This window comes from Actinoplanes sp. NPDC048791 (assembly GCF_040650095.1).
Taxonomy (GTDB): domain Bacteria; phylum Actinomycetota; class Actinomycetes; order Mycobacteriales; family Micromonosporaceae; genus Actinoplanes.
Genome location: NZ_JBEZGQ010001028.1, coordinates 1 through 2892 on the forward strand (window position 1 = coordinate 1; position 2892 = coordinate 2892).

Sequence of the window (2892 nt, forward strand, 5' to 3'; positions counted from 1 at the left end):
GCCAAGCCGAAGCCGCCCGCCGAGCGGAGATCGCAGCCCGCCAAGCCGAAGCGACCGCCCGCCAAGCCGAAGCAGCCCGCCAGGCCGACGCCGCCCGCCGAGCCGAGGCCGCACGCAAGGCGGAAGAAGCCGACCGCCAGGCCGAAGCGACCCGCCAGGCGGCAATCGCAGCCCGCCAGCTCGAAGCCGAACAGCACGCCGAAGCGACCCGGCAGGCCGAAGCCGCACGCCAGGCGGAGGAGGCCCGCCGCGCCGCGGAGCTCGCCCGTCAGGAACAAGCGAAGCAACTGGCCGAAGCCGCCTTCCGCACCGGCGGAGTGCCGACCTCGCGGCCCACCGAAGAGCAGCAGGCCACTGCCGCCCCCGCGGAGGCCAAGCCGCAGCACAGCCCGAAACCCGGTGCGGGCAGCTCGACGCCGGTCTCCCCGGTCCCGCCGGCCACCCGGCCCGGCCCGAACCCCGCCGCGAACGCCGCGCCGATCGGGCGGCTGATCACGTCGGGGCCGTCGGAGCCGCGCAAGTACGCCGACTCGGATCTCGGGCCCACGTGGTTCGGGGCCAAGCCGAAGGCGGCCCAGGAGAACGCCGAAGAGGCGAAGGCCGACGGGGTCGTGCTGAACCTGGACATCACCGGACTGATGAACGGGATCGCCGGCGCCACGACCACGGTGTCACCGGAGGAGGTCACCGCCCCGGATCAGCCCGAGCCGAGCGACGCTCAGCCGACCAGCGGCGGGCCGGCGCCTGGTGAGCCCTCGAAGCTCGACGAAGAGGCCGAGGCTCTGCTCGTACCCGGGCCGGAGCCCACCGAGATCAAGCCCGCCGCCCCCGGCCGGCCCAGGCCCCTGGGTCCGGAGGATCTGGCCGCGATCCGGTGGCGGCTGGACGGTGCCACGTTGCGCGAGGTCGTGGACGACCGGGACGCGCTGCGGGAGCTCGGTGAGCGGCTCGACGGGCCGCTGGCCGACGAGCAGGACAACGTCGCCCGGGCCGGGCTGCTCAGCGTGCGGGCCGAGGTGTACCGGCTGCTGGACGAGCTCGGTATGGCCGCCGCGGCGAGCCGGCTGGCGCTGGCTCACGCCGAGTCGGCCGGGGATGTGCAGGCCCTCGTCATCGCGCAGGCCGAGCTGGCGCACGTGTTGCGGTTGCGGGGGGACTACGCCGAGGCCGATCGGCTGTTCGAGCAGGCCGCCAGTTCGGAGGCGCCGGAGCTGCTGCGCAGCGTTGTGCACGAGAACGCCGGTCGCAGCGCCTTTGATCAGGGGCGGCACATGGAGGCGCTCGATCACTTCGCCCGGGCTGTGCGGCTCGGGCTGCCCGATGATCAGGAGCTGGCGCAGCGGATCGAGGTGTCGCTCGAGGCGATCTACATCCATGTGCTGCGGGACGGCTGGGGTCCTTACCCGCGGATGCGCCGGGAGATTCTCGGGCTGGTCAAGGCCGGGACTCCGGAACAAAGCTAGGCACCTGGTCGACGTTGTGCCGTTCGCCGGCGACGGACACCCGGCCGCGGCCCGACGTCTTCGCCTCGTAGAGCGCCGCGTCCGACGCCGCGACCAGGTCCTCCACCGTGCCGGCGTCGCCGGGCAACACCGCGATGCCGATGCTCACGCCCGGCGGGCCGCCCAGCAGGTCGGTGCGGTCGGCGATCGCGGAACGCAGGGCGTCGGCGACGCCCACGGCGGTGCGGCGGCCCATCCGCAGCAGCATGACGAACTCGTCGCCGCCCAGCCGGGCCGCGACGCCGGTCTCGCCGGCGACCTTGCGCATCGCGTCGGCGACCGCCTGCAGCACCCGGTCGCCCTCGGCGTGGCCGAAGGTGTCGTTGATCGCCTTGAAGTGGTCCCGGTCGACCGTGAGCAGGGCCAGGGAGCCGTCGGTGCGCCGGGCCCAGGCGGCCTCGGCGACCAGCGCGTCGTCGAAGTAGCGGCGGTTGGCCAGGCCGGTGAGGTGGTCCGCGTTCGCCTGCCGTTCCAGGACGTCACGCAGCCGGTCGGCGCGGACCCGCAGACTCTGCACCACCGTGGCGGCCATCGTCATGGCCAGCACCATGGCGACCCAGTCCGAGGCGCCGCGCTGGGGGCCGAGGACCGCGAACACGGTGGCCGCGTCGCCCGCGTACACCAGGAGGAGGTTGAGGTAGAGGACGCGGCGGCTGAGGAAGTTCGCCGCGTACAGGATGGGCCAGAGGTAGAAGAGCTGCGAGCCGGTGGACGCGTCGTGGGTGGCGAAGTTCAGGCCGGCCACCACCGCGGTGGCCAGGATCGGGGCGATGAACCAGCCCGACCGGGGTACGGCGGTGGGCCGGCGCCAGCAGAGCACACCCGTGAACGCCATCAGGACAGAGATCACCGCGGACACGACCAGAGTGATCAGGTTGACGCCCGGGTCGATGTACGCCGTCACGAACACGTAGGGCGACGCGGCCAGCGTGAGGTACGCGACCGCACGAGAGGCTCCGTGCAGGTCGCGTAGCTCGTATGCGGTGGCGTGGACCCTGAGCGACACGTTCTTTGTTCGGCCTCCCGGGCCCGGACATGAGGTTTTGGCCGCGCCGGTCAGGCCGGTGAGGTCGGTGGGGGTGCCGGTTCGCGCTGGGCCAGAGTGACGCCCAGGCTGGCCGAGCTCACCAGCAGCAGCGCCACGACCTCACGCAGGCCGAGCCGTTGGTGCAGCACCACGAGCCCGGCGACGGCCGCGGCGGCCGGCTCCAGGCTCATCAGGATGCCGAACACCCGGGTGGGCATGCGCCGCAGCGCGTTGATCTCCAGGCCGTAGGACAGGACCGACGACAGCAACGCGACCGCGGCCGCGCCGGCGAGCAGAGACGGATGATCCAGTACGGCGGAAGCACCGCTCGCGCCGAACGGCAGAACGAGCACCGCCGCCACC

General features: G+C 73.2%; 4 protein-coding genes. 1 reads left to right on the plus strand and 3 read right to left on the minus strand.

Annotated elements, in window-relative coordinates; genetic code table 11:
* The coding region (locus tag AB0C29_RS41585) for a hypothetical protein (protein WP_360832807.1) at positions 1-278 on the minus strand (278 nt) is incomplete at its 3' end.
* Between the two features lie 39 nt (positions 279-317).
* On the opposite strand from AB0C29_RS41585, the gene AB0C29_RS41590 reads away from it, so the two are divergent.
* Positions 318-1463 (plus strand): hypothetical protein, encoded by a 1146-nt coding sequence (locus AB0C29_RS41590; protein ID WP_360832810.1) that lies wholly within the window; start codon positions 318-320, stop codon positions 1461-1463.
* Here AB0C29_RS41590 and AB0C29_RS41595 read toward each other — a convergent pair.
* Together AB0C29_RS41595 and AB0C29_RS41600 are read right to left on the minus strand one after the other, a co-directional pair.
* A complete protein-coding gene (locus AB0C29_RS41595; protein ID WP_360832813.1) occupies positions 1435-2508 on the minus strand; it encodes a GGDEF domain-containing protein in 1074 nt (357 codons plus the stop codon). The two genes, AB0C29_RS41590 and AB0C29_RS41595, sit on opposite strands and share 29 nt — an antisense overlap.
* 50 nt (positions 2509-2558) lie before the next feature.
* On the minus strand, positions 2559-2892 hold a 334-nt coding region (locus AB0C29_RS41600), incomplete at its 5' end, for an EamA family transporter (protein ID WP_360832816.1).